Source organism: Ferroplasma sp., assembly GCF_031200575.1.
GTDB lineage: Archaea > Thermoplasmatota > Thermoplasmata > Thermoplasmatales > Thermoplasmataceae > Ferroplasma.
On sequence record NZ_CP133597.1, the window covers coordinates 22,061 to 40,490 of the forward strand.

An 18,430-nucleotide genomic window follows, 5' to 3' on the forward strand; every position below is an offset into this window, starting at 1 on the left:
TATGAATTATTTTTAAAATATTTTATTATACTTTATTATTATAGTATGACATGGTAGATAGCCTCAGGAAAAACATTCTGGGAACAAATAGACTTATATGGCAGGGATGGGGAATGACCGCACCTGCTGCTGATATTGCGTACCTCCTTGGTGGAATTGCACTTGTGGCACTTGGAGCCACCCCACTTTCAATACTTATTGGATTTCTTATATACCTGGCAATCCTGAATACGTCATATAGATTCTCGAAAAAATACGTATCTGCAGGAAGTGATTTCACATATGTGGGCAAAAGCATAGGAGGTTTCATGGCAACCTTTGAGGGCTGGAATTTATTCTTCGGTACCATGTTTGCCTTTGCAGGATTCGGAATGCTGGGGCTTGCCGGATTTTTTGACATATTTGATAGCGGGGTAATTACCAGAGGATATTGGATTCCAATAGTTATTGCACTGAATTTCATAACGTTTTACATACTTTACAGGGGGATAAAATTCTCAACAACATACCAGATAGTAACTGGAATAGCAGAATTTTCCATTCTAATAGCCGGCGGGATAGGCCTGGTAATACTTGCCGGAAAGAACAATACACTGGATGTATTTTCACCCTTTATCGCAAGTGGCGGGATTTCTGGATTTTTACATTCCCTGACCCTCTCCGTGGTAACGTTCATAGGACTCTCAATTGCACTTACTGCCATATCAGAGGAGGCACATATACCGAAGAAAACTGTGCCAAAATCCCTTTTAATCTCTTCAATGATAATAGGGGTCACAATAGTATTCCTGGCATATGCCATGACTGTGGCTTGGGGGCCGTCCAGAATGCTTTCATTCGGCAACTCTGTGGATAATGGCCTTGTGTTGTTCAGGGAAATTAGCCCGGTGATGTTTATCCTGCTCTTTATTTTCACAGTTAACAGCTTCATGGGAAACAATATATCCATGGGGACCTCCATGACAAGAATATTCTACGCTTTTTCAAGGGATAGCATAATATTCCCAAAGGCATTTTCAAGGACAGATAGAAATGGGACTCCAAGAAATACAACCTATCTTATTCTGGCAATATCCCTGTTCCTAAGTATAACATTCGGGATCATTTTTGGGCCAATAGACGGTGGCTATGTTCTCCTTTTTGCAGATGCCTTCTTCTCCTTCCTTATAAGATCCATATCTTCAGGAAGCCTTATAATATCAACATTCCGTGATGGAAAAATGAAAGCTGGAGCCCTTCTCGGGTATCTGATAATACCTGTTATATCCATAGGCGCACTTCTAGCAGTTCTTGCCTCAAACTTTTTCCCGCTACCTGTGTATCCTTATAATGCAGCCTCTGTATTGGCAATAGTTATTATCGCTGCAGTATTTGTAATTACTTTATTTACCTGGATAAAGAATCCGGAGACTGTAAAGAAAGCCGGATCAACAAGCTTAGAGGAAATAACTGAAACTTCTATAGACTGAGTTATTTTTATTATTTCAAAATATATAGAACAAAAATTTATTTATAGGTGTAATTATGATATTATGATGAATGAGATAAATTATGAAAATCATGGCCACCACATTAGGGTATCCCCATTGAAGGGTAATATAAAAATAACGCTGGATGGCAATACTCTGGGGGAATCTACAAACGCTCTGGAGTTGAAGGAGGATGGATATGAAGATTCGTACTATATCCCCTTGAGGGATATCAGAGCCGAACTCATCAAGACAGAAACTATAACAGTCTGCCCCTATAAGGGGAAGACCACATATTACTCCATTAAGCTAAACAATAGAATAATAAAAGACGCTTTATGGCAGTATTCGGATCCAAAACCGGAATTTGTAGAACTGAATGATTACGTTTCCTTTTACATGAAAAATTTTAATGGTATAAAAATTAGCATTAGATAAAACAATTAATTATCATAAAATTATAAATGTTTTTATATGCGCATGAATTTATGAATAGATTATTATGGTAACTAAACCAGCACGAATGTATTCAAAAATTTCAGGTCCTGCTTACACCAGAAAGGAGTTTATGGGCGGTGTACCATATCCTAAAATAACAACCTTTGTACAGGGTAACCAGAAAAGAGATTTCGAGATTGAAATGCAGTTAATAGCAGAGGAGGCATGCCAGATAAGGCATACAGCACTTGAAGCATCCAGGATTTCAATAAACAGGAAACTCCTGGAGAATATTGGTGCCGGAAATTACTTCCTCCACATCAGGCCTTATCCACATCAGGTTATACGTGAGCATAAGATGGCAACAGGGGCAGGTGCAGATAGGATATCAAGTGGTATGAGAATGGCCTTTGGCAGGCCTGTAGGAACAGCCGCGAGAGTCCACCCTGGAGAAATCATTATGGTGGGAAAGGTAGATCGTGCAAATGCCAAGGCATTGAAAGAAGCTTTGAAAAAAGCGTCAATTAAATTACCCACACCCTGCAAAGTTGTAATAACAAAGGGTAAGGAAATAACATCCAAAATGGGACTTTAAAATTCTAATTTTTTCAATTTTATTTTTAATTTAAGTGTTGTTAAAACTGGTGAATTTCCTATCATTTTATGGGTAATGTTAATCATAAATTCTGAAAATATTTCACTTAATTAAAACCCATTGTATAGATATTCTTATTACTCCAAGAAATTCATAAATATTAAAAATTCATTAATTCCAGTTTTTCCTAAATGATTTGTGAATTACTAAATATCCTAAGAGCATATAGATTAATTATAGAATTGACGGAACGTGGGAAAAAGGTTTGCATGATAATATGCAATTCCGATAAAATAAGGTTCACAGAGATTAAGAAAATAAGTGGTCTTCATCAGGAGATCCTTTCAAGAGAACTGAAAAGGATACAGGACTATTCCCATATATCGAAATTTAGTGATGGTTATAAATGCATGGAAACATCTAATTGCGATAGCCGTACATAAATAAATTAGTCAATAAATAAGATGAATATATCTACTAAAAGATGGAAAAATGAATGAAAAGAAAGTAATACAGAGGGATAATGGCGTTGAAATTATAATGCCTGCGAATGCAGATATTGATGAGGTAAATGAGATTATAGGATCATGTTCTTCCGGGACAAACTCATGCTGTCCTTCCAATTTTTTAAATGAAAATAAGATTGGGGTATATGAACAGAATGGCAAAACTATTATAAAAATAACAGGCAATGCCAATAAGGAAGAAGTGGAAAACAATATAAACAGCTGTTCGTGTTTTGATAAATAAGTTTAGAATTCCAATTAGTTTTTCCTAATTTATTTTACGAATTTTTGGATGTGTTTAAGCAATGATTAGAATAAAAATTTATTTTCTGAGGGCTTTTTCACGGCTGGCTATAAAATCCTGGATTAATTTGGCAGCCAGCATTGATGTATTTCCGTTGTCATAGAGAGGAGTCATTTCATTTATATCAAATCCCACCACCCTATCCGATATTGCAGTGAGTATACTGCGAACGTCATATGATGTAAGTCCGTATGGTTCAGGCGTTCCAACACCGGGTGCATATGCGGGATCGAATCCATCCATATCTATGGAAAAATACACTCTTCCTGATGTTTTTTCCATAATTTCTTCAATGACATTTTCTATTCCCGATGCACGAACCTCATTTGCAGATATGAATCTTACCTTTTCATATTCCCCGGATGAAATTTCTTCATATGAAGTGGACCTCGTGCCAACAGATATTATTTTATTTTCACCCAAAATTTCCAGTGCCCTTCTTGTGACACAGGCATGATTGTATTTATTATCCATATATGAATCACGGAAATCAGAATGTGCATCTATGATTACCATGGTTATATCCTTGAAGTTTCTAAGGGCTCCTACAGTAAGAGAATGTTCCCCACCGAGCATAATTGGAATTTTTTTATCGTGCACTATGGTTCCTGTAACGGTTTCTACCTCGCTTAGAATATAATCAACATCCTCGTAAACAGGAAGGTCGCCGAGATCGCAGATCCTTGCATCCAGAATATTGATTCCATAATTCACTTCATAAGATTCCAGATTATCGTATGCAAATCTTATAGAGTTTGGAGCATATCTTGACCCTCTTCTAAAGCTTGAAGTATTGTCAAATGGGACCCCGAATATTACATAGTCGGCATCACTGTAATCAGACAGTGCATCTGCTATTTTTAAGTTGGAGAAATGCGACATTAATTCTGCAGCATTATCTTCCTTTTTCCCATAGCTTCCCAATATGGCACCTCCATGCCTGCTTTTAATCTGTCCTGATCCTCCGCCTCTATAGGTAGTATAAAAGTCTCAAAACTTTCAGAATCCATCAACTGCGCCTCATTGTTTGCTATTGACAGTATCTGCGCATTTTTCTTTACAATTATAGGCACCTTTACCTTGTGTTTTACAGGGTAAACCACACTATGTTTCTGACCGTCAAATACACCAATAGCTACAATTCGCCCCTTGGCTTCACCGTGCTTACCTGGTTTGGACATTGTAATATCAACTATTTTGCATGGTGAATCATCTATTAACATGTATCTTCCTACCTTTAATTCTCTAACTTCGGCTTCTGTCCAGCTCATAACTAATCCTCTGGTTAATATTTTAAGCCTTTATATATTTTTATATCTGTGGGAATGTATAGTAGTAATGCAAATCAGTTAAAAGGGCCCGTTGCCAATATAACCGCCACCTCTTTGCTTTATTGAGGAATTTAGCAGGTTCTCGTCTATTCCATCAGGAAGGGTCCTGCCATTAACATAATCAAATAGGATAAGCTTGAATATGTTCATATATGTAAAATTGAGTATGATCCCCAGAATTATCATTATAACTGCAATAGCTGCGATTATGGCAATAACAATAAGCGGTATTCCTGCGCCAAGAAGTATCGCTGAAATTATTAACAGCAGAAATCCCCCTCCTGTGAATATCAGTGTATAAAGATCGATGTATATAACCCCACCAAAGGTATCCCCGAAGTGAGATTTTATGGTATCAACACTTATTTTAATTGCATTGATTGGCCCTGTATCGTAATCCAATATAACCGGAACAGCAAAAAACGTTGCAACGGTTATGGCAAATGATCCTATTGACGCTATGATTATGCCGCCGATACCTCTTACCCTCGACTCTATGGCACGGAGGATCATTAGAAGCACACTGTATAGTATGGCCCATTGAAATGCCTTTCCTATGTATTTTTTTGTTGATGAAAATGCTTCTCTCGTAGTTAGGGGATTATCTGCCTTGACTGATCTGTATGAGATCATCATTGCCATAATAATTAATGTTGCAAAAAAATAAACAAGAACATAGGCAACGAAAATCCCGACTATGTAGTAATAATATGAATATCCTGAGGCTGGAGTTTCTAAAATCAGAATGAAAAATGTCAAGCCAAATACAACAACGCTTACAATTCCTGAGAGTAGAGGATAAATATAGAGCTTTCTATTTCTGGAAATGCTCTTTCTTACCTGGCTGGCCAGATGCCACCCATTTTTCATGTATTCAAACATTGTGGAACTATTAAATTGGCCTATAAATAATTTAGTTTAGAATAATCAGTTGAATCCTCATTCTCACCATTACGGTTCAGAACGGTTTTCCCATCAACCATGACATACTCAACATTTTCTGAACTGGCTGAGAACACAATGTTGTTCACTATATTTTTGTTGCTATAGGGGATTGTACTGTACCTATTGGGATTTATTATGACCAGATCAGCTAGATAGCCTTCCTTAATTATACCTATGGGTGCCTTCAGGGCAACCCCTGCATTTCTTGTTGCCATATCCAGTATTTGCTGGGATTTTACCGTATCAGCTGACCACCTATCATTATTAATAGAAATTGCAGAGTATTTCATTTCCTCGAACATATTTAGGGAATTATTGCTTCCAGAACTGTCAGTTCCCAGAGATACATTCACGTTATTTGACAGCAATTCTGGGATTGGTGCTATTCCCCCTGATGCTAGCTTTGCGTTGCTTATTGCATTCCATGATACTGCGGTGCCATTTTTGGCAAGAAGTTTGATTTCATTCAGTGTAATCCATACACAGTGGGCTGCCAGCAATTTATCTGAAAGGAAGCCGATAGATGCGAGATGCTCAACTGGCCTTTCATTATGGGACTTCACAAAATCATAAACCTCTTTTCTCGTCTCTGAAAGATGTGTGTGTACCATGACATTATACTTTTCTGAAAGATCTCTTACACGGTAATAGTTCTCATCTGAGGATACATAAATTCCCTGTATCCCTGCCATGGGCGTGACAGTGCCAGGGTGGGTTTTTCTTATAAATGCCTCCGCATTCTTAACAGGATCCCCTTTCTGAGTTGTAAATTCCTGATCCAGTGTTGCCCATGCCAGAAAACCCCTTATTCCGGTTTTTTCAACTGCCTTTTCAATCACATCCTCTGAATAATAAAGGTCTACAAATGAGGTTATTCCTGAATTGAGCATTTCCTTGATGCCCAGAAGGCTGGAATTGTATATTCCCTCCTCTGTTCTATCCGCGTCCAGTTTTGATGTTTTATCAAGGAATTCAGAAAGCACGATGTTGTCCAGAAGACCCCTGAAACCACTCATGCCTATGTGCGTATGTGTATTTATGAATCCGGGAAGTATGAATTTCCCCTCTGCATTTATTTCACTGTCATGCTCCGGCTGTTCCCTGCCTATATAGGCTATTTTATTGCCATCAACAAGTATATTTGCGTGGACTATTTCCCTGCTGTCGTTTTCTGTTATAATAGTTCCATTTTTAATAAGAATGCTCATTGCTGGTAATTAGAATAATGTTAATAATTATTTAGAATGTTATTCTTAAACTAATTCTTCAATCCGGCACGGACCTTAATTGCAGCGCCGGAATCCATATCAATCATTGCGCGGGAAGGGATCAGTGCAGTTCCAGTGCCGCGCAGTTCATTGTTATGCGTCATTATTACTTCATCGAATGCATGTATATCTGAGGTAGCATCCAGTATTCCCATGGCATATACAGTTGCAGTGGGCCTGAAATTGTCTATGGAAACATTGAATTTATTATTCTCAAGGAAGAATTTTCCTGATGCCGGGGTTATAGAAAACCGTCCTATGGAGTCGTTGTAAACAAAAAGTATATTCTTGCCCCTTACCAGCATATCCTGATGAAAACTATTGATGAGTTTAATATCTTCTAGGTAAGGCATAATCCAACTGCCGAACTGAAACCTGAGCAGGGCTTTATAATCATCCAGCTTCTTTCCATATTCACTTTCCGGGCTAATTTTTTCTCTTAATGCTTCCTGAAGCATGGATAAATTTTTCTCCTCTGTTACCCTGCCCTCTATGACGGTTGATCCTGATGGTATTGATTCCATTATGAAACCAAGGTCATCCGGAATGTACGCTATTACATCTTTATAATGATTCCTGGCCAGATATCCCTTTATCAGGTTTTTCATCATAAGCTTTTCATCTTCATACCAGGTACCAATAACCGGGATGTCATAAAATCTTGCTGGATAGCCACTCTCAAGTTCACGTGGCACAAGCCCTACTGGTGATGTTACTATCAGTTCGTGGACATATTTTCTATACTGCCAGATTGATCCAAGTATTTTTTTGTGGGTTTTTGATTCTGAGTATGGCTTTTTTGCGGAACATGGAAGCAGCAAAGCAATATTTCTATGATCCGGTTTTTCGTAATCAAGAATTTTGTTCCGGTACTCAGTTATATCGGGCCTGTTAAGAGATTCCAGGGAGTTTGCCTGTATGTATGGCGTCCTGGATGGGAATACTGAAGCAAATTCGCTGTAATATTCTCTATCAGCTATCCTCAACATTTCAAGGGCCTTGCCAGATATGCCTATTTTTTCAGCTATTTCCCTAAGTGTATTGTTCTTTATGGAATCGAATATTGACTCCAGCATGGATTCAGCAAATTTTATGTTCTCTTCCAGTGGATTGTAATCAACCCTTGACTTTCCTGCAGCAGTATATTTTATACTTTCCATGCTTTCCCTTCTTATGTAGAGATCATCAAATATGTTAACCCCGAGATAACTCAATACTGGCATAGTATAGGGATCAGATATGCCCTGAAGGTAAAATAGTTTGGTATAGCCATATTTTCTTCGTAACTCAACCAGAAAGCTCACCAGTTTACCCGGCCTCTGGATCAACTCCAGCCCGTTGAATATTATTACAATATTTTTTCCCTCTATGATCTTTTCACCGCTGAGAAATGATGGATAATATATCTTCTTTTTGAACTCCTCACCGAGAATTTCTATGCTATCATCTTTATTTATATAATCATCTGAAAATGTATTTATCATGAATGGAAACTTTCTGCCGTTTCGGTAACCTGCCCATGAGAAGCCCATTACATACTGCTTATCCTTTATCTTTTCAGGCATATATCCCTATTAAAGAATATTATATTATCCTTGCCACAGATTAATGCATATATAATCCATGGTCTACAATATATTAATAAGGGTGTCCAAACTTTCATAATTTGTTCGACAATTGTCATATTTATTAGTTTTAAAAACATTAGTGGGATATGGCAGGAAACCACATCCCATTAATTATGCAAAGGTTGGATAAAATAGTTACGGAAGATAGGTAAGAAAATATTCTGCATCCCTTATTGTAAAAATTATTGTAATATTGAGGATATATGGAGTATCATACAGGTCATCTAAATATTTCTTCAATAACCATTCCGAATTCATGGAATTATTAAATATTACAGATATACCCAACTTCAGGACATTATCCTACAGATCATTAAGGATAGACTGGCATTACATAAATTCAGCAATAATAGATATGATAGGGCCTGATAATGATAATGCCGCAGTAGACTCATCAATTGTTAAGACCTGCAAGGACACTACTGCACAGAGGAGAAGGAAGAATGGGAAATACAGGGATAATGAAAGTTCATGGGGGTACAGCACAATGGGCTATGAGTATGGAAGAAAGGTTCATACTTCCATAGATACAGATTCATTATCTGTGATAGAATGGAAGATAACCACTGCATCTGTATATGACAGGAATATAGCATTTGAAATGATAGATTCTGTAAGAAATTATAATTATATTTTAATGGATGCAGCATACGACTCATCTGATATATACGATTATATTTTTGAGAATACGCATGCTATCCCGGTAATTGATACCAATAGGAGAAGGGGGATTATTGAAAATAAATTAACATATAACAGAAAGCTGGGAATAGAATTAAGGAAAAAGGAATCATCAAGGTATAAAATGAGATGGGAGATAGAAAGGACATTTTCCATTCTTAAGGAAATACCTGGAATGGGGCATATATGATATGTGAGAAACAGGAACTATGATGTATCCATTGGTGAAATAATAGTTGCATACAACTGCATTGTAATGGCCGATAAAATTGCCGGTATTTCAGGAAGGAAGATAATGTATATCGTGAGTTGACGTATGTTTGGACACCCTATATTAATAAAAAAATTTAAAGTGTGTATAATAAAAATTATTTTGTTGTAATTCTAACAACGTTGCTTCCACGGATTATGACCTTTCCTATTTTTCTCTGGACTTCTCCGCTCTCCTCCGCGTCATCCAGGGTCATATTCATATACTCGTCATATCCTGAAAGTATTCCCTCAAGAGATCTGTTGTCCTTTAGTAGTAGCGTAACCTTCTTGTTCAAATTTTCCTCAAGCATTTTCATTGGTAATGTGGCCATTTTATTCACCTAATTATATTCGTCTTCTCCGTTGAACTGATCGTCATGCTCCATCATGACCTTTATTAAACCGCCCAATAGCTCTTTCATGCTATCAATTTCCTTTCTCATGTCCTTAACTTCCTTATTCAGCTCCTGGACGTCCTTTACTTTATCAGCTTCTTTCATGATTATCACCTAATATATTTATATTGCCATAATCCGGCGCAATTTTCCTTTGCTCGACCCTTCCACAGTTTCTGCATGTAAGCTTTCCATTTTCCAGGGTCAGTTCATTTCTGCATACAGTGCATCTGCTTTTAAGTACTCCCAGCCCATTATCAAATATTGTTGAATAGCTTGGCCTTGTGCTTATAATTCTTGCCCTTACAAGGTCCCCGAGGGTTAATATGTGTGAATACATAGTCTTGTTGGGAATGGGCAGCCTGATTCTGGTTTCTGTATTTGCAGGAATCAATTTCCCGTCCAGTATAAACCCGGAAACAAGCACTATTGCCTCCTTATTCAGCAATTTTATTACCTTCCCATATACAATGTCATATTTCTTTAATGGCACTGACTGCCTGGTGGTATTTACTGATATAACAAGGGATTTATCGTCCCTGGATATCTTACCGAATGCTGTAGATATTACATCCCCATCCACATCCTGTGTGTTTCTCCCAGAAACGTACTCTTCCTCCTTGGCAATCACATCGCCCGGGAATACTATATCTTTTAACTGATCCATTTAATTACCTCTTTAAAAGCCTGAAACTATACAGATTCTATATAATAACAGGCAATCTTTATACCCTTATATTAAGTAATTCATTTATTATTAATTTTTTGATAGGCACATCTTTATGGAATTCAATGAAAAATGTTGAAGACCTGCAAGAGGTTGAGAATTATAACCAGAATAAACACAAATGTAAGGTAAGGTGCAGTATATACAAACAGCCTGAATGATGTTTTACGATTGGGATTTTTTATGAATCTATATGAAAATACAACTATGGGGACCGAGAGTATGGCCACCGGGATAAGATAAACTATACTATATATATGAATAAAGTAGGGGATCAGTGAAAACACTATCAAAAAAAGAGATGCCAGGGAAATTGCTATGGCAGTGGCACGATCAGAATAGACCACCGGAAACATAGGAACCTTTGCCTTTTTATAATCCTCCCTGTAACGGTAAGCAAGGCTCCAGACGTGAACCGGGATCCAGAACATCACAAGAAGAAATAAAATCCATGGAAGCCATGAAAAAACGGATGTTACAGTATACCAGCCTATAAGGACCGGAAATGCACCTGAAAAACCTCCGTATATTATGCTATATGGTGATACTTTTTTTAACATATAGCTGTAAATGAAAACATTATCGAATATGCCTGCAGACATAAACAATGCTGCAATAAACCTCCTTATGGCAAGTAAAATTAACACTGATAGAATTGCCAGGGAATAGCCGAAAATCAAGGCCTGCTTCTTTGATATCTGACCACTGGGAAGAGGTCGTTTTTTTGTCCTTTCCATTGTTGAATCCATGTCAAGGTCTATATAATTTGTTAGCCCCTCTGCACCCATGGAACCCAATGTTACGGATATGACCGCGGCAAGTATCAATAATATAATTGTAATAGAGAATTTGGTAACCGCCAGGATAGCCCCCCCAAACCCGATGAATACCAGGAGCCACCAGACTCTGGGCTTAGAATATTCAATATAGATAGATAATTTACCCGGCATAGAATCCACATCTTTATGGTAATCTTAAATAAATATATTGGTGTTATTTTTAACTCTTAAGCGGAAAGTTCATTGCATTAGCCATGAGAGTGTGCCATGTTAACACTCATTTTACATTAATTATTCATTAATTTGCACAGCCATGTTACAACATACATCGTTCCGTATGCCTGAATTATAAAGGATTGCCTGTTTCCATAAATTGGTTACAGATTAATTGTACTGAAAGGTTTATATTATAGTGTTTAATGAAAGCCTGATGTCTGACCACACGAATATTAATAAAATCATAGAAAAAACTAGAAGCAATACATTGCGTGATATACCGGATGTGCTTGTACCGGTATGGCAGATAAAAATCAGGGAACGGTTCGGAATCAACGTTGACAGAGAGATTGCGGAATACATTGTTCTGGCAGTTCATGAAAACGGCACATGGAAGAGGCAGAGGGCTGTAAGAAAAATTGAAAAAATCCTCATGGAAAGGGGAAACGAGGCACCTGTTGCAAAGAAAATGGCCATGAATATTCTGGAGATGGCAGTTGGAACCACACAGAAGTAAAGTAAATAAAAAGTCTATAGAACTTTTTTTATCGCAACTGGAGTTGCCAGAATTTTATAATATTAATCTGGAACAGTATCCAACAGATGCCGGAACAGCCGCAACAATACTGATGGAGGCCTATCTGGATGGTAATATAGATGGGAAAAATGTTATAGATCTCGGAACAGGCAGTGGTATTTTTGCAATAGGTGCAGGTTACATTGGAGCCGCCACATGCACCGGTATAGACGTGGACGAAAAGATGATCCAGCTGGCTGAAAGTAACTGCGGCAAATTGCAGTGTAGATGCACCTTCATTAAAACAGGAGTATCCTCATTGACAGGCAGTTATGATACAGTTATAATGAATCCACCATTCGGATCTGTAATAAAACATGATGATTTACCATTCATAAATAAGGCAGTTGAGATAGGCACAAGCATATACAGCATACATAACGTATCGAGCTATGAATTCATAAGTGGGATTTATGCAAAATATCTGAATATAATCAGGAAAACCAGAATATACATAAGGGTACCAATGATATACCCACATCATAAATACAGATACAGAGAAATTGAAGCTGTTCTAATATATGGAATTAAAAATTAAAAAAAATATTATATGTATTTATGATACCTATCTGCTCTCATGGCCGGGGTGGGGTAATGGACATCCTTGGGGACTGTGGATCCCCGGACCCGGGTTCGATTCCCGGTCCCGGCCCTTTATATTCAAAATAAAACATTTTTATATTTAGGCAATTATGGTTTTAAACTTAAGTTTAAGAAACTAATAAATCAATAGCAGTGAAGCCTCTATTTATAGTATTTCTCCACCAGAATAATGGAGTTCGTAGAGCGTGTTCTCTCCATCATCGATTTTTTCATATCCCATAAAATGGAAAATATCGCCTGAAAAATCATTATCGTATAGATAAATTCCATCGGAGTACGATTTTGGCCCCCTGAACGGTGCCTCCATAGAAATAAGAGATAGGCACTGCTTTAAAAATTTATAAATTCCATCAGTATCCACCGCCTCATCCATAACGCCCCCAGAATACACCATTCCCCAGACAGGGGAACCTTTGCTATACACTGTTTCTATGCCGTTGAATGACGCCATTCCAAAGTATATGTCCCTGTATTCCATAATTCCATCTCTGAAATTAAATTCATGGGATCCAGGAACGGAAGATTTTACCCCTTTACTATCAGATGCATATGTATGCTTCTTTGCACTTACTATGAAATTCAGAAGAGTGTCTGTATCCATACGCGCATATACAGGTATGGAATTTCAACTTTTTGCAGGCACTTTAAGACTTCTATTAACCGATACATTGAATTATAAAAATAATATTATGTTACATGGAAGTTAAAAGAGAGGATTTATTAAAAAACCCTGTAAAAGATACAAGGGTCGGAAAGGATACCACACTTGCAAATTTAATGGAAATGTTCGGTACCAGTGGAGGCTTTACATCAAAAAAAATCTATGAGGGGTACCAGATACTGAAGGAGGAGTTTAATTCCAATGAAACGACTTTTCTTTCATTCCCTGCAGATATTATATCCACAGGAACCAGGGGCATAATAAACCAGCTGGTGAAAAATAAGCTGGTAGATGTTATTATTACCACAAACGGCACACTTGACCATGATATTGCCAGAACATACACAGATTACTATGCCGGAACATTTAATTTTGGTGATGACAAATTAAAGGATATGAATATCAACAGGCTTGGGAATGTATTTGTCCCGGACGAAAGCTATGGAGTTATAATTGAAGACAAACTTATGCCAATGATAGAGGATCTCTACAATCGGAAAAAGGAATGGGCGCCAGTGGATTTAATCCGTGAAATTGGATTAAAACTCAACAGTGACAGTTCAATTCTATATAATGCCGCCAAAAACAATATACCGGTTTTTGTTCCCGGGATTACAGATGGGTCATTCGGATCACAGCTATGGTCATTTTATGAGATGCATCATGATTTTCGCATAAATATCCTTGAAGATGAGCATAGATTATCAGATATAGTATTCGATGCAAAAAAGACAGGAGCTTTGATGATAGGTGGCGGGATATCAAAACACCACACTATATGGTGGAATCAATTCCGTGATGGTTTGAATGAGGCGGTTTATATCACAACCGCACAGGAATATGATGGTTCACTATCAGGTGCAAAACTTGAGGAGGCAATTACATGGAAAAAGGTCAGGAAGGATGCAAAATTTGTTAACATATACGGCGATGTAACCGCACTGCTGCCCCTTCTTATCGGGCCATTTCTGTAATATGCACAAATAAATTTTTACACTTATTTTTAATTAGTAGAGGTCAATGAGTCTTAAGAATTAATCTATTGACCATCAACTGGTTTTTTATGTCAGTGCCTTGTTCCTTGTTTCTGGAGCATATTTGAGGGTGAGCGCAAGCCCTATGAACTCAAAAACTGCGAAGTAGATTATTATGGTTTTTAAACCGTAGAGCGAGTCTATTATTGGAAATGAGAATACGGCAAGTATTGACCCTAGCCTGGAAATAGAGGTGGCGAACCCCATTGCTGTGCCCCTTATCCGTGTTGGAAATATTTCGACGGGATATGTGTATGTAATCGGGCTGGGCCCAACATTATGGAAAAAGTGGACAAACCCAAAGGCGCTGAATGTCATGAGGAGCCCAACCACTGCATACTCATTAACAAAAAAGAATATGACAAGAACCAGGAAAGACCCTAGAAACCCTATAATCAGCAATAACCTTCTGCCGATCCGATCTACATAATATATTGCAATAAGGAACCCTACAACTACTGGAATGGACTCTGCCATGCCGGTAAATACAACATAAAGATCTGCATAGTAGGATGTAATTTCGGTGGAAAATATTAATGGCGAATATGTCCATATACCATAGCTAACTATATCATATGAAAACCAGGCCATAGAAATAAATATTATGTATTTTCCGTATTTTCCCTTAAATATGTCCTTTAGCCTTGTCTTCCCGGGGCTTATGTCGGGCAATGCAGATATTCTGTATCCTGTGGACTTTTCAAAATTTACCCTGGCAGCGTTTCCTGCCTCGTTCCCAAATTTGTGCTGCACCCAGTATGGGCTTTCTGGAATCTTTTTCCTAGAATACAGCACCAGTATAGGGAATATCGCACCGATCATGTACATATAGCGCCATGCATTCACACCGGTGAACAGCACCAGGGGAACAGCAATCCCGAGGAATATAAGAGAACCTATGGAGAATGAGAAAATATTGAAGAACATAAACCTCCCACGGGACTTTGTTGGTGAAAATTCTGCCTGTATTGAGGAGCTTACGGGATAATCGGCGCCTATACCAAAGCCCACTATGAGTTCAAGAATGGAGAAATTTATGTAATTTGTTGCTAATCCTGTTAAAAAAATAAATATGGATACAATGAAAAGGTCATAAATGTAAATAAATCGCCTGCCATAAATATCAGCAATATAACCTGAAATAAAACTTCCAATGAGGACTCCCCCTATGGATGATATTCCCATTATGGAAATCTCGTAACTTTTCAGGGACATTACATTTATCAAATATAGTAATGCATATGAAAATACTGTAAGTGTATAACCGTCCATCATCACACCCATGGAAGACAGGAGTGTGATTTTTCTCAGAAATGGTGAGGAAGGGGCATCTGAAATGGTTTTATAGCTATTCATATGGAGGTTTATTGCATATCAGTATATAAATTATCAGTATTTACTTAATTATGAGTACATATTAAAGTGCGCTGATTAAAAATGTTTATATATTAGTTAGTAATTAAGATTTGACGACGGTCATAACATCGGGGAAATACCAGGTCTCATTCCGAACCCGACGGTTAAGTCCGATGTGTTACATACTGTACTATCTTCCGCGAGGGGACGGGAACTATGTTTCGCTGTCGTTTTTTAATATTGTTTTTTATCAAATTAGAAAGAAGGTTAATTAACAGGTTTTTTATGAAGGTTTATGATAAATCCCTGGAGTTCATCACAGTATTTCGATTATGAAAAGTTAATCAGAGAATTCGGAATAGATAAGCCGAATGACTATTTTGATTATTTTATGTTCCGGAGAAAACTTATATTCGGGCAGCGTGGCCTTGATTATCTGGAATATGCAATAAAAAATGGCATGGAATTTAATGCCATGACGGGATTAATGCCATCAGGGCATATGCACCTTGGAAATAAACTCACCATAGATCAGATTATTTATTTTCAGTCTCTTGGGGCAGAAGTGTATATTGCAGTAGCTGACCTTGAATCCTATGCGACAAGGGGAATTAGTTTTGAAAGGGCACGTGAAATAGCCATCAACGAATACATAGCCAACTATATATCCATGGGGCTGAAACCATGCAAAATATATTTCCAGTCCGAAAATTTTGATACCCAGAGCCTGGCATTTATTCTTTCCAACGGCACAAATATGAATGAACTCAAGGCCATATATGGGCTTACTGACTCATCATCAATGCTGCACGTTAATTCGCCTATAATACAGGCAGCTGATGTACTCCATACACAGATGAGGCACCTTGGAGGACCGAAACCGACAATTGTGCCTGTTGGTGTTGACCAGGATCCACATATCAGGCTGATGCGAGACCTGGCAAAAAGGCTCAGGATTTATAGCATAAAACCAGACCATGGAAAAATATCCATTTTCATCAAAGGAACAGATAATCCAGAAAGATATATTAACGAAGCTATGGAGGAACTTTCTTCAAAGGGCTATGAGTGTTCACCTAACTATGAATACAGAGCCATTTACATAAAAAATTCAAAGGAAGAGGAAAGAATAAAAATTGATATGATTCTCGCACGTCTCGAGGGGAAGTTCAATGAATATACGTTCATTGAACCTTCAGCAACATTCCAGAAGCTGGAAACAGGACTCAGGGGCGGTAAGATGTCATCCTCGGTCCCTGATTCGCTAATTAGCCTGAATGATTCACCTGCTGATGCAACCAGAAAGATTAAACATGCTGTAACCGGTGGGAGGCAGACGGTTGAGGAGCAGAAAAAACTGGGAGGAAATCCCGATATATGCCCTGTATTTGAACTTTATAAATACCACAGCAGTGATGATAAATATGTGAGCAGGGTATATGAGGAATGTATCGGTGGTGTAAGAATGTGCGGTGCATGCAAATCAGAGGCTGCTCAGAATATATCTAAATTCCTGAAAAATCTTGCTGAAAAGAAAGATGAATCACTGAGAAAAATGGATGATTACCTCATAAAGAGGTCGTCCTGAATAAGATTATAGAGTTTTTTAAGCTCCTCAGGCCTGAATATCCCATATTCAGTGATGAATGCTGTAACGTATTCGTGTGGCGTTACATCAAATGCCGGATTTTTAGCATGCCCTTCAACAGGGCCCAGCCTTGAATTGTTCACCATGAGAACCTCATTCTCGTCCCTCTCCTCTATGGGTATTCCATCCCCACTTTTTAGAGAGAAATCAAATGTGCTTCCTGGAGCGGCGACATAAAATGGTATATTGTTTACCTTTGCAAGAACTGCTTTTTCATACGTTCCTATCTTATTTGCAAAATCCCCGTTGGCAGCTATCCTGTCAGCACCAACAATAGCGAGGTCAATGTCCTTATTTTTCATGAAATGACCTGCCGCATTATCAGCTATTATGGAATAATCTATACCCTCCTGCTGAAGCTCCCATGCAGTAAGTTTTGCACCCTGTAACCTTGGCCTTGTTTCATCCACATAAACAAATATTTTCTTTCCGGAATCGTGGGCAATTCTCATGGGCGCCAGGGCTGTCCCCCAGTCGACAACAGCAAGTGCGCCAGCATTGCAGTGCGTCAGTATCCTGTCATCTGATTTTATTAGGCTATTGCCGTATTCACCGATCTTTCTGGATCTTTCAGTTATTTCCAGTGCATATCTTCTTGCCGCAGATTCAGAGAACTTATTTGACTTCATATAATCTATTGCCTTGAATAGGTCATACGCTGTGGGCCTTGAAGATGAAATGGTTTTAACGGATTTGTCCATATCTTCCTTATTTTTGAATGCCATTGCAAGCCCGTATGCGGCTGTAACCCCTATAGCTGGAGCTCCACGAACTACCATATTTTTTATCGCATAGTAAATGTCATCGCTATTGTTCGCAGTATATATCTCAATAGATTCCGGAATTTTTCTCTGATCAATCAGCTTAACCTGATTATCCTCATACCAAACCGCGAGAATTGATCTTGATTCTCCATTTATGTTGACTTTCATCATGGAATATAATTGGAAAAGATATTAAATTTTTCATGGCAGTTTTTCCATACAACTTTCAAAAAACTAAAACTTTAAAATACTA

21 protein-coding genes, 1 tRNA gene and 1 rRNA gene are annotated in these 18,430 nt (G+C 37.9%); 11 read left to right on the forward strand and 12 right to left on the reverse strand.

What is annotated here, in order from left to right; genetic code table 11:
* Positions 1–50 precede the first annotated feature (50 nt).
* The 4 genes from RE471_RS00115 to RE471_RS00130 all read left to right on the forward strand — a co-directional run bounded on the left by RE471_RS00115 (position 51) and on the right by RE471_RS00130 (position 3,252).
* Positions 51–1,469 (forward strand): APC family permease, encoded by a 1,419-nt coding sequence (locus tag RE471_RS00115; RefSeq protein ID WP_309214719.1) that lies wholly within the window; start codon positions 51–53, stop codon positions 1,467–1,469.
* A 66-nt stretch (positions 1,470–1,535) separates the two neighbouring features.
* A complete protein-coding gene (locus tag RE471_RS00120; protein ID WP_309214720.1) occupies positions 1,536–1,907 on the forward strand; it encodes a DUF427 domain-containing protein in 372 nt (123 codons plus the stop codon).
* A 64-nt stretch (positions 1,908–1,971) separates the two neighbouring features.
* Positions 1,972–2,502, forward strand: a complete 531-nt coding sequence (locus tag RE471_RS00125) for a 50S ribosomal protein L16 (RefSeq protein WP_298278587.1) — start codon at positions 1,972–1,974, stop codon at positions 2,500–2,502.
* 492 nt (positions 2,503–2,994) lie between these two features.
* Complete coding sequence (locus RE471_RS00130; protein ID WP_309214721.1) at positions 2,995–3,252, forward strand: hypothetical protein; 258 nt, start codon at positions 2,995–2,997, stop codon at positions 3,250–3,252.
* Between the two features lie 78 nt (positions 3,253–3,330).
* On the opposite strand, the gene speB is transcribed toward RE471_RS00130, so the two are convergent.
* The 5 genes from speB to RE471_RS00155 form a co-directional block, all read right to left on the reverse strand.
* Positions 3,331–4,236, reverse strand: coding sequence for an agmatinase (gene speB, locus RE471_RS00135; RefSeq protein ID WP_309214722.1), 906 nt, complete (start codon positions 4,234–4,236; stop codon positions 3,331–3,333).
* Positions 4,194–4,583 (reverse strand): translation initiation factor IF-5A, encoded by a 390-nt coding sequence (locus tag RE471_RS00140; RefSeq protein WP_309214723.1) that lies wholly within the window; start codon positions 4,581–4,583, stop codon positions 4,194–4,196. Before RE471_RS00140 ends, speB begins: the two co-directional genes overlap by 43 nt.
* A 78-nt stretch (positions 4,584–4,661) precedes the next feature.
* Entirely contained in the window at positions 4,662–5,525 is an 864-nt protein-coding gene (locus RE471_RS00145) for a DUF6159 family protein (RefSeq protein WP_309214724.1), read from the reverse strand.
* A gap of 20 nt (positions 5,526–5,545) precedes the next feature.
* Positions 5,546–6,796, reverse strand: coding sequence for an amidohydrolase family protein (locus RE471_RS00150; RefSeq protein ID WP_309214725.1), 1,251 nt, complete (start codon positions 6,794–6,796; stop codon positions 5,546–5,548).
* 50 nt (positions 6,797–6,846) lie between these two features.
* The gene (locus RE471_RS00155; protein WP_309214726.1) at positions 6,847–8,421 is read right to left on the reverse strand and encodes a DUF5591 domain-containing protein; all 1,575 of its coding nucleotides are present in this window, start codon (positions 8,419–8,421) and stop codon (positions 6,847–6,849) included.
* A 319-nt stretch (positions 8,422–8,740) separates the two neighbouring features.
* Here RE471_RS00155 and RE471_RS00160 point away from each other — a divergent pair, with 319 nt between their 5' ends.
* On the forward strand, positions 8,741–9,355 hold the full coding sequence (locus RE471_RS00160; protein WP_309214727.1) for a transposase: 615 nt from the start codon (positions 8,741–8,743) through the stop codon (positions 9,353–9,355).
* Positions 9,356–9,533: 178 nt separating this feature from the next.
* Here the strand turns inward: RE471_RS00160 and RE471_RS00165 are convergent, their stop codons facing one another.
* From RE471_RS00165 to RE471_RS00180, 4 genes are all read right to left on the reverse strand, one after another.
* A complete protein-coding gene (locus RE471_RS00165) occupies positions 9,534–9,749 on the reverse strand; it encodes an LSM domain-containing protein (RefSeq protein WP_298278605.1) in 216 nt (71 codons plus the stop codon).
* Between the two features lie 9 nt (positions 9,750–9,758).
* Complete coding sequence (locus tag RE471_RS00170; RefSeq protein WP_298278607.1) at positions 9,759–9,917, reverse strand: hypothetical protein; 159 nt, start codon at positions 9,915–9,917, stop codon at positions 9,759–9,761.
* A complete protein-coding gene (locus RE471_RS00175; protein WP_309214729.1) occupies positions 9,904–10,479 on the reverse strand; it encodes an exosome complex RNA-binding protein Csl4 in 576 nt (191 codons plus the stop codon). Before RE471_RS00175 ends, RE471_RS00170 begins: the two co-directional genes overlap by 14 nt.
* Positions 10,480–10,601: 122 nt before the next feature.
* Entirely contained in the window at positions 10,602–11,489 is an 888-nt protein-coding gene (locus tag RE471_RS00180; RefSeq protein WP_309214730.1) for a heme o synthase, read from the reverse strand.
* Positions 11,490–11,748: 259 nt separating this feature from the next.
* On the opposite strand from RE471_RS00180, the gene RE471_RS00185 reads away from it, so the two are divergent.
* The 3 genes from RE471_RS00185 to RE471_RS00195 all read left to right on the forward strand — a co-directional run bounded on the left by RE471_RS00185 (position 11,749) and on the right by RE471_RS00195 (position 12,763).
* Positions 11,749–12,051: a hypothetical protein gene (locus RE471_RS00185; protein WP_309214731.1), complete on the forward strand. Its 303-nt coding sequence runs from the start codon at positions 11,749–11,751 to the stop codon at positions 12,049–12,051.
* Positions 12,052–12,094: 43 nt separating this feature from the next.
* Complete coding sequence (locus RE471_RS00190; protein ID WP_309214732.1) at positions 12,095–12,649, forward strand: METTL5 family protein; 555 nt, start codon at positions 12,095–12,097, stop codon at positions 12,647–12,649.
* Between the two features lie 42 nt (positions 12,650–12,691).
* Positions 12,692–12,763: transfer RNA gene (locus tag RE471_RS00195), tRNA-His, on the forward strand.
* A 96-nt stretch (positions 12,764–12,859) separates the two neighbouring features.
* On the opposite strand, the gene RE471_RS00200 is transcribed toward RE471_RS00195, so the two are convergent.
* The gene (locus tag RE471_RS00200; RefSeq protein ID WP_309214733.1) at positions 12,860–13,315 is read right to left on the reverse strand and encodes a DUF5680 domain-containing protein; all 456 of its coding nucleotides are present in this window, start codon (positions 13,313–13,315) and stop codon (positions 12,860–12,862) included.
* Positions 13,316–13,410: 95 nt separating this feature from the next.
* Here RE471_RS00200 and RE471_RS00205 point away from each other — a divergent pair, with 95 nt between their 5' ends.
* The gene (locus RE471_RS00205; protein ID WP_309214734.1) at positions 13,411–14,349 is read left to right on the forward strand and encodes a deoxyhypusine synthase; all 939 of its coding nucleotides are present in this window, start codon (positions 13,411–13,413) and stop codon (positions 14,347–14,349) included.
* 87 nt (positions 14,350–14,436) lie between these two features.
* Here the strand turns inward: RE471_RS00205 and RE471_RS00210 are convergent, their stop codons facing one another.
* Complete coding sequence (locus tag RE471_RS00210) at positions 14,437–15,765, reverse strand: MFS transporter (protein WP_309214735.1); 1,329 nt, start codon at positions 15,763–15,765, stop codon at positions 14,437–14,439.
* Positions 15,766–15,877: 112 nt separating this feature from the next.
* Between RE471_RS00210 and rrf the strand changes: the two genes are divergently transcribed.
* Positions 15,878–15,998 (forward strand): 5S ribosomal RNA (rrf, locus tag RE471_RS00215).
* Between the two features lie 62 nt (positions 15,999–16,060).
* Positions 16,061–17,353: a tryptophan--tRNA ligase gene (locus RE471_RS00220; RefSeq protein WP_309214737.1), complete on the forward strand. Its 1,293-nt coding sequence runs from the start codon at positions 16,061–16,063 to the stop codon at positions 17,351–17,353.
* Here the strand turns inward: RE471_RS00220 and mtnA are convergent.
* The gene (gene mtnA, locus RE471_RS00225) at positions 17,329–18,345 is read right to left on the reverse strand and encodes an S-methyl-5-thioribose-1-phosphate isomerase (RefSeq protein ID WP_309214738.1); all 1,017 of its coding nucleotides are present in this window, start codon (positions 18,343–18,345) and stop codon (positions 17,329–17,331) included. The genes RE471_RS00220 and mtnA overlap by 25 nt on opposite strands.
* Positions 18,346–18,430 lie beyond the last annotated feature (85 nt).

Excerpts from the sequence above, each read along its gene's own strand:
- RE471_RS00165 (WP_298278605.1), bottom strand. The coding sequence starts at position 9,749 with ATGGCCACATTACCAATGAAAATGCTTGAGGAAAATTTGAACAAGAAG.
- RE471_RS00210 (WP_309214735.1), bottom strand. The coding sequence starts at position 15,765 with ATGAATAGCTATAAAACCATTTCAGATGCCCCTTCCTCACCATTTCTG.
- RE471_RS00130 (WP_309214721.1), top strand. The coding sequence starts at position 2,995 with ATGAATGAAAAGAAAGTAATACAGAGGGATAATGGCGTTGAAATTATA.
- mtnA (WP_309214738.1), bottom strand. The coding sequence starts at position 18,345 with ATGAAAGTCAACATAAATGGAGAATCAAGATCAATTCTCGCGGTTTGG.
- RE471_RS00125 (WP_298278587.1), top strand. The coding sequence starts at position 1,972 with ATGGTAACTAAACCAGCACGAATGTATTCAAAAATTTCAGGTCCTGCT.
- RE471_RS00115 (WP_309214719.1), top strand. The coding sequence starts at position 51 with ATGGTAGATAGCCTCAGGAAAAACATTCTGGGAACAAATAGACTTATA.
- RE471_RS00140 (WP_309214723.1), bottom strand. The coding sequence starts at position 4,583 with ATGAGCTGGACAGAAGCCGAAGTTAGAGAATTAAAGGTAGGAAGATAC.
- RE471_RS00220 (WP_309214737.1), top strand. The coding sequence starts at position 16,061 with ATGATAAATCCCTGGAGTTCATCACAGTATTTCGATTATGAAAAGTTA.
- RE471_RS00170 (WP_298278607.1), bottom strand. The coding sequence starts at position 9,917 with ATGAAAGAAGCTGATAAAGTAAAGGACGTCCAGGAGCTGAATAAGGAA.
- RE471_RS00120 (WP_309214720.1), top strand. The coding sequence starts at position 1,536 with ATGAATGAGATAAATTATGAAAATCATGGCCACCACATTAGGGTATCC.
- RE471_RS00175 (WP_309214729.1), bottom strand. The coding sequence starts at position 10,479 with ATGGATCAGTTAAAAGATATAGTATTCCCGGGCGATGTGATTGCCAAG.
- RE471_RS00200 (WP_309214733.1), bottom strand. The coding sequence starts at position 13,315 with ATGGATACAGACACTCTTCTGAATTTCATAGTAAGTGCAAAGAAGCAT.
- RE471_RS00205 (WP_309214734.1), top strand. The coding sequence starts at position 13,411 with ATGGAAGTTAAAAGAGAGGATTTATTAAAAAACCCTGTAAAAGATACA.
- RE471_RS00185 (WP_309214731.1), top strand. The coding sequence starts at position 11,749 with ATGTCTGACCACACGAATATTAATAAAATCATAGAAAAAACTAGAAGC.
- RE471_RS00160 (WP_309214727.1), top strand. The coding sequence starts at position 8,741 with ATGGAATTATTAAATATTACAGATATACCCAACTTCAGGACATTATCC.
- RE471_RS00180 (WP_309214730.1), bottom strand. The coding sequence starts at position 11,489 with ATGCCGGGTAAATTATCTATCTATATTGAATATTCTAAGCCCAGAGTC.
- RE471_RS00145 (WP_309214724.1), bottom strand. The coding sequence starts at position 5,525 with ATGTTTGAATACATGAAAAATGGGTGGCATCTGGCCAGCCAGGTAAGA.
- RE471_RS00150 (WP_309214725.1), bottom strand. The coding sequence starts at position 6,796 with ATGAGCATTCTTATTAAAAATGGAACTATTATAACAGAAAACGACAGC.
- RE471_RS00155 (WP_309214726.1), bottom strand. The coding sequence starts at position 8,421 with ATGCCTGAAAAGATAAAGGATAAGCAGTATGTAATGGGCTTCTCATGG.